The 6,078-nt window shown below is 27.6% G+C and carries 10 protein-coding genes and 2 pseudogenes; 11 read left to right on the top strand and 1 reads right to left on the bottom strand.

Annotated features, from left to right (window positions below; all coding sequences use genetic code 11):
• Positions 1-124: 124 nt before the first annotated feature.
• Positions 125-328 (top strand): annotated as a pseudogene (locus WA249_RS09070) (MetQ/NlpA family ABC transporter substrate-binding protein); the annotation flags it as partial.
• 191 nt (positions 329-519) lie between these two features.
• Positions 520-900 carry a hypothetical protein gene (locus tag WA249_RS09065; protein WP_336168060.1) on the top strand — a complete coding sequence of 127 codons (381 nt, stop codon included), beginning with the start codon at positions 520-522 and terminating at the stop codon, positions 898-900.
• Positions 901-946: 46 nt separating this feature from the next.
• Here WA249_RS09065 and WA249_RS09060 read toward each other — a convergent pair whose 3' ends face one another.
• On the bottom strand, positions 947-1,558 hold the full coding sequence (locus WA249_RS09060) for a hypothetical protein (protein ID WP_336168052.1): 612 nt from the start codon (positions 1,556-1,558) through the stop codon (positions 947-949).
• Between the two features lie 278 nt (positions 1,559-1,836).
• On the opposite strand from WA249_RS09060, the gene WA249_RS09055 reads away from it, so the two are divergent.
• The 9 genes and pseudogenes from WA249_RS09055 (at position 1,837) to WA249_RS09020 (ending at position 6,055) form a co-directional block, all read left to right on the top strand.
• Entirely contained in the window at positions 1,837-2,019 is a 183-nt protein-coding gene (locus WA249_RS09055; RefSeq protein ID WP_336168051.1) for a hypothetical protein, read from the top strand.
• Positions 1,977-2,099: pseudogene (locus WA249_RS18955) on the top strand (DUF6334 family protein); the annotation flags it as partial. The gene WA249_RS09055 and the pseudogene WA249_RS18955, both read left to right, overlap by 43 nt.
• A 6-nt stretch (positions 2,100-2,105) precedes the next feature.
• On the top strand, positions 2,106-2,282 hold the full coding sequence (locus tag WA249_RS18950) for a hypothetical protein (protein WP_442891956.1): 177 nt from the start codon (positions 2,106-2,108) through the stop codon (positions 2,280-2,282).
• Positions 2,283-2,372: 90 nt separating this feature from the next.
• Positions 2,373-3,143, top strand: a complete 771-nt coding sequence (locus WA249_RS09045; RefSeq protein WP_336168046.1) for a hypothetical protein — start codon at positions 2,373-2,375, stop codon at positions 3,141-3,143.
• A 48-nt stretch (positions 3,144-3,191) separates the two neighbouring features.
• On the top strand, positions 3,192-3,944 hold the full coding sequence (locus tag WA249_RS09040) for a barstar family protein (RefSeq protein WP_336168044.1): 753 nt from the start codon (positions 3,192-3,194) through the stop codon (positions 3,942-3,944).
• A 27-nt stretch (positions 3,945-3,971) separates the two neighbouring features.
• A complete protein-coding gene (locus WA249_RS09035; RefSeq protein ID WP_336168043.1) occupies positions 3,972-4,349 on the top strand; it encodes a hypothetical protein in 378 nt (125 codons plus the stop codon).
• A gap of 212 nt (positions 4,350-4,561) precedes the next feature.
• Complete coding sequence (locus WA249_RS09030; protein WP_336168041.1) at positions 4,562-4,867, top strand: hypothetical protein; 306 nt, start codon at positions 4,562-4,564, stop codon at positions 4,865-4,867.
• Between the two features lie 158 nt (positions 4,868-5,025).
• Positions 5,026-5,490 (top strand): DUF6334 family protein, encoded by a 465-nt coding sequence (locus tag WA249_RS09025; RefSeq protein WP_336168039.1) that lies wholly within the window; start codon positions 5,026-5,028, stop codon positions 5,488-5,490.
• A gap of 232 nt (positions 5,491-5,722) precedes the next feature.
• Positions 5,723-6,055: a hypothetical protein gene (locus WA249_RS09020; RefSeq protein WP_336168037.1), complete on the top strand. Its 333-nt coding sequence runs from the start codon at positions 5,723-5,725 to the stop codon at positions 6,053-6,055.
• Positions 6,056-6,078 lie beyond the last annotated feature (23 nt).

Raw genomic sequence — 6,078 nt, 5'->3', positions numbered from 1 at the left:
GTATGATCAAAATTTATTTGATAAATATAGTTGAAAAGTATTGCTAATATCTTAGGTCTGGCTCTACCTAGGTCATACGTTTAATACATGCAAATGAACTATTCTTTGTCGATCAGAAGCGTAAACATTATTGCAGTCTGCTAAACTGATTAAACTTAAACCGAACTTTGATCCAGTAAAAGGGACTATCACTGACATTGCTGAAAACTCTAAAAACTTGCAATTAAAACCAATTCAAATGACTACAGCAGTTCGTGTTAAAAACGATGTAGATGCAATTGTACTTGGTAATACATTGGCACTAGAGGGTGGTCTCAATGTAATTAAAATTATTTTTCAAAGCTAAGCTCCGTTATCGGGGCTTAGCTTTTTTATAACGTATATTTTATGGCAGAAAATATTCTCTTAATAAGTTTAATAGTCACTAAAAGTATAATGAGGAAAATGTATAATTAATCTAGGTTACAAGTTATATTTTCTCAGTTGGATTCATTTTACTAAAAGAGGTAAACATTTGTGATGCAAATAGATGAAGAACTTAAAATAATTTTTAAAGAAGAGATTGTATTTAATGACGCAAAGAGTCATTTACGGTCTTTTGTTAAGAATGCTGATAATCTAGTATTAATTTATGATGATATTGGCGAAAAAAATTTAGATAGTTTTTCCAGTTTAGAAGATATCACCTTTAAAATTGAAGCAATTGTATATCAGTATAATGTATTATTGGGGTATAGCACAGTTCGTATTTATTTAACATTAGGTGATTGTTTTGTTGATAAAGCTACAGGTACAGTTGATTCAAAATTAGGGAATTTAATTTTATATTATAGTATGGAGAGCGTAAGTGAGGGAGAAATATTTGCCTATTCTTCAGATCTCATTTATCAATACTTATAATTCAAAATAAGGAGAATTTATTATATTTGTTCTTAGTAATTTAACCTTATACATTGTTAGTTTGATTTTCTCTAATGGCTTTAAAGCTTAAATACATAAATACGAACATGCTTAAGGAAAAAAAGAAAATTTTATAACTGAGTGTTCTTAAATAATATTTACGTTCAGAGAGTAGATCATTAAGAAAATTTGAAGGGTAAACCATACCTTGTAGATTCATAATTTTAAGTGGATAAAAATTTCCACTTCCATTTTCTAATATGAAACCATATACAATGACAGGTTCATTAGGGTGATCTTTCAAGAAATTATATGTAAATGAGAAAGCAGATCTACTAATATATACGTCTTCTTTTTTATAAAATATATAAGGTACATTGTAATAGGTTACAGCTTTATCAGGATATATGACATCACCTGAAAGCTTAATATATATTGTTGCTTTTGACTTATGCTTTGTGAAATTTCCTTTTATAACAATGATTGGACTATGAGGGGGAAGATCCCCTGAAATTGTATTATAGTCTATATAACCATCATGTAAAATAAGACCAGATAAGAAAAAAAATGACATTGCAATTTGAACATATTTTTCATTTTTTGTTTCACTTTTACCATTAGACCATAAGAAAAATAGCTTTTTAATCGTATTCAACATAGGCTTTAGTCGGTTTTATCTATTTTTTAAAATCTGAATTATGGCATGAGTTATAACTATATAAAAGTATTAAAATTAATCAAAAATTATTAGCATTAAATTTATTTAAGGTAATTTGTGAAGATAAGAAGTGGAAATAATTGTAGAAAATAAGAAAAACATATTTTAAAGTAAGCTATTGTGCTAATAGTAGCAGTCTGAGAAATTAAATTACTTATATAGCGGTATTTTAAAAATATGTAATTTTTGGCATTGGAATTTGATAATAAGGTAAGAATATGGTGCAAAGCGATATTTTTGATGCAATTGAAAATATTGATGAAGTTCGGAAAATAGATGACCTCTATTTAGTTGTAGATGGGCAGTCTAATTCTGAAGGCCCAGTCGAAAGTATAATATTTGAAATTAATAAAAAGTTTTGGCTATTACGGTTAATTATGATTTTGATGAAATTGAATTAAAGGTCTACTCTTGCTTGCCAGAAAAGACTATTCAACAGCGATGTTCGAATAATTTATTAAGTCTAAAAGGATTAGAAATTGGAACAATGTTCGCTATAGTCAATGAAAGAGGATATACAGATGGTATTAAGCTCATGCTTTATGATCATTCGTTGAAAGAATCTAAGACGAATCCATTTTGTGCTGTCTTAACGATTGTTGCTCTAGCTTCTGGGTTGCAATATGAATTAAGAAAAACAGGAGTTGATACATATCTAATTTAGTTCATACATGTATCTATGTAAAATATTCAATATTAGATATGTATGATAAGATATTTAACAAATATATCTGAGAGTTAGGATAATCGAAAATTGTTTGAGCTAAAATTATGTAAATACATTTATGAAGAAGAAAAAAATGAAATTATTGATGGAATTTATTTTGAAAAAATATGGGTTGATAATAATAAAGTTGTAATCAGTAATTTTAATGATTTGCAGCGGGTTGAAAAATCTTTGGAGCTTTTTAGTAGTTATCTTGGAAAAAATAACTATTGCTACTGTTCTATAATTATTGAATCTCGGCATAAGCTCACTACAGAATTGAAAGAAAATTATATAGAAAATCGCTTATTTCTTTCTGAAAATTTTACTTTTAATGGTGAAGAATTCTCTATTGAATTTGATCAAGATTCTGATCTTATAGGGAAAAATAACTTAGAAGATTTTGAAAAATTTAAAAAGAAAGAAGAGCTATTGATTCGTCTTTCAAATGAAATTATAGGTAAAAAGATATGGTTTAATTTTACGACGCTTGAAAAAAGATGGTGGTTAGATTTTGCTTATTTTAGAATGAACGAGAGAGGGGAACCTTTATCATTAAATATAACTGTTGATGGTAAATACCTATTGTGTGAAGAAGATGTGTATTGTTATTTTGGAGAGGAGGTTTATGGAGTATTAGGATACTTAGGTTATAACTTTAATGCATTTGCTGATGTACTGTGCGATTTTCCTTTAAAAGTTAAATGGATAAATTTTCAATACTCTGAAGATAATTTTGAGTCAAAAGAAGATTATCATCATTTAGATGATTTTATTGAAGTCTTAAAAAAATACTCGTCATTAGAAATTTCATATTAGTAACCCGTCAAAATTGAAAAATAAAGCAGAGATTGAGGAAAATACTATATGATTTCTGAACTTACAGAAGAGTATATTTTTTATATTGAAATAAGTGAATTTAGTGAGTTTGATGATAATGTAACTATTTGGAGCGGATATCTTTCAGAAAATTGTGTAATCACTGATACTCACGTTGTTTTTCATGGTTTTTTTTGTGAGGGTGAAATAAATAAAGATAAAAAAAGTAAAAAATATAAGTATGATATCTATGGTATTAATATATTCTTCTTAAAAGGAAATAACGAATATTTCGGGGTTATAAGGTCTAGTATTGAATCTTTTGAAGTGAAAGATAATAAATTGATATTAAATTTATGCGAAGAGCAGACTAGTTTTGATGACTTTAAAATTGATTTAATTAAAAAATATCGGAAAAATCAGCTTAAATTACAAGATTGGTGCAGTTTAAATGAAGAACAGAAAAAGAAGTGGATAGAAGTTTCGTATTGGATTCAACAGTACAAGCCTCTAGACTTAGTAAGTTCAATAGTTATAGATGGTAGAAATATTAAGTCCTTTAATGATTTCTTATGCTGTATAGGTGAGGAAGTGAATGGATTGATGGGCTACTTTGGTTCTAGTTTTGGTGGTTTGTCTGATAGTCTCACTGGTGGGATTGGTTGTATAACTATACCTTTGAACATTACTTGGAAGTACTTTGAAGAAACCAAGTATTCTTTTAATAACTATGATAACCCTGATGATTTTGAATACTTGATTGAGCTTTTAAATGAGAAAGCTACTTTAAATATTACGTAAAGCTAGATTGAAGGTATTGGATATAATATGGACGCTAAAACATTAATTAATAGCTATTTGAATTCTGCAGTTACTCTCTTAAGTGAGTGTGATATAACATTCAAAGATTTCGATTATGATGCTATTGATATTACTAAAAGAAGATTAAAAGGTTGTATAGTTAGTAAAGATAGAGAAGATGCTTTAGATTGGTATTGGAATTATATTGATGAACGAAAAGCTCCTATGGAATTCTATAATAAAGATATCTTAAGAGTAAGATTGGGTATTTGTTTGCTAGCTAAAGATATAGACCAAGTTGAAGACTTCAATGAGCATGTTTCTTGGTTTGTAACCTTAATGAAAAATTATGGAGTTAGTGATGATAAACTTCAAATTTTAACCAATTTATATTTAAAAAAATGAGTAAAATACATCAGTTTCTAAATCTATGATCAAAGTGAAGGGTATTTGAAATTCACATAAATATACTTTATAGGTTTAATTTTAAAGATGACAAAGCAACAAAATTGAAGCAGCGGATGAAGAGTTGTACGATGCTATGTCATCAACACTTAGTTTGAATTAATTGATCATCAAAAAATAAATGTTAATAGAATTTATTCAAAAGTATTTTCGTGAGTCTAAGTCTCTTTGCTTTCTCTCAATTGGAAAAGTTCCTGTTAAAAGTAGGGGCTTTTTATATTTCTATAACGGAAACAGGTCGAGTTGAAACTACCTATAATTTAGAGGTTGCTGGATATCATACATATTTTGCAGGTGATGCATACATATGGGTGCCTAAAGCAAATTGTATATTCGAAATGTTTTCTAAAAGACAGCAACAAGAATATAGAGAAATTGAGCCTGTTATTATTGATTCTGTAGCAAGTATAGTAAGAAGAAATGGGGGAGCAGGACAAAATTTCCGTATGATTCCTTAAAACGTACAACAGATTTCAGTCAGAGAGTTTTACAGATGAAAGGTAAAATTCCTAATGAGAATTTTAAAAGAATTTTAAGATACTAGAGTAAGTAGAACACTTAGGATAGAAAACAGGTAAAAGAAAGTAGTTGTAATATCGATAGTATGAGGTTTATTTTGGAAGTTAAAAATTTTTTTGATTTTATCAATAGCTTAGATGATTTAAATTTGATTATAGATGAGGTGTATGTATTCATCGATAATGAGAGTAATGATCAATCTATTAATAAATTAGATAATGTTGGTGAAATTGAAAAGGTTATATTCAAAGTGAAAGATTTTTATATAGTCTTTTCTGTTAATTATGATGATAATGCAATGGCAGTTGAGGTTATGAATGATTTAAAAAAAGGTGAACTGGCGTCTGTATTTATTAAGGATTTCATGGATTTGAAAGGTTATGCTTTAGGTTCTTTCTATGATATTGTAAATACAAATGGTTTTTCTGATGGCCTCAAAATAACCTTTTATGATCCTTTAATTACTCGAAGTGGATATTTTTTTTCTGCGCTCACATTTTTTTCAAGTCATTCAGGATTAATATATGAGTTTAGAGACTGCGGAATAGACCGTTATTTTTAAAACGAGATGGAAATAACTTCTGTTTTAAAAGTAGGAATTTATCTTATTTAATAAATTTTTATGGGTATGCTTGTTGTAAGTGATGTGATTATAGTAAGAGTAATATAAGATTCGCATAAATATTTTTTATAAGTTGGATTTTGAAAGTAGTAAAGTAAAAATAATTTATTTTCTTTATGGTTGAAATGTGATCTTTATTGTTATTTTAATAATACAACATTAGGGTTATAAAATGCTTACTTATGAATGTTCTGAATTTAAACTATTGGTTATGCATGAATTGGATAGTTTTAATGTGGTTGAGCAAAATATAGACTTTAATATTACTGTAGATAATATTAAATATGCTGGAACAGCAGTAACGCTTAAAAATATTGAATATTTAATGAGTAAATTTGGAGCAACTGGTGATTGTCATTTTGGTCGTTATTTTTGGCAATCTAACATGCTAATTTTAGAGGAGATGTCGTTTTATTTTTTGCGTGATGCATTATTAGATATTGTTAAAGATAAGACACTAGATACTCTTGATGATATGTTTTATAAAATCAATTGTGATACTTGAAATTAGAGTAAATAAATTATTTT

It is taken from the genome of Acinetobacter sp. 161(2023) (assembly GCF_037027805.1).
Taxonomy (GTDB): domain Bacteria; phylum Pseudomonadota; class Gammaproteobacteria; order Pseudomonadales; family Moraxellaceae; genus Acinetobacter.
The sequence above is the reverse complement of the archived record's forward strand: the minus strand, read 5'-3'. Positions and strand labels throughout refer to the sequence as shown.

What these genes read in the sequence shown, in the direction of transcription:
- WA249_RS09055 (WP_336168051.1), top strand. Translation starts at nt 1,837, where the DNA reads ATGGTGCAAAGCGATATTTTTGATGCAATTGAAAATATTGATGAAGTT.
- WA249_RS09035 (WP_336168043.1), top strand. Translation starts at nt 3,972, where the DNA reads ATGGACGCTAAAACATTAATTAATAGCTATTTGAATTCTGCAGTTACT.
- WA249_RS09040 (WP_336168044.1), top strand. Translation starts at nt 3,192, where the DNA reads ATGATTTCTGAACTTACAGAAGAGTATATTTTTTATATTGAAATAAGT.
- WA249_RS18950 (WP_442891956.1), top strand. Translation starts at nt 2,106, where the DNA reads ATGTTCGCTATAGTCAATGAAAGAGGATATACAGATGGTATTAAGCTC.
- WA249_RS09060 (WP_336168052.1), bottom strand. Translation starts at nt 1,558, where the DNA reads ATGTTGAATACGATTAAAAAGCTATTTTTCTTATGGTCTAATGGTAAA.
- WA249_RS09020 (WP_336168037.1), top strand. Translation starts at nt 5,723, where the DNA reads ATGCTTACTTATGAATGTTCTGAATTTAAACTATTGGTTATGCATGAA.
- WA249_RS09065 (WP_336168060.1), top strand. Translation starts at nt 520, where the DNA reads ATGCAAATAGATGAAGAACTTAAAATAATTTTTAAAGAAGAGATTGTA.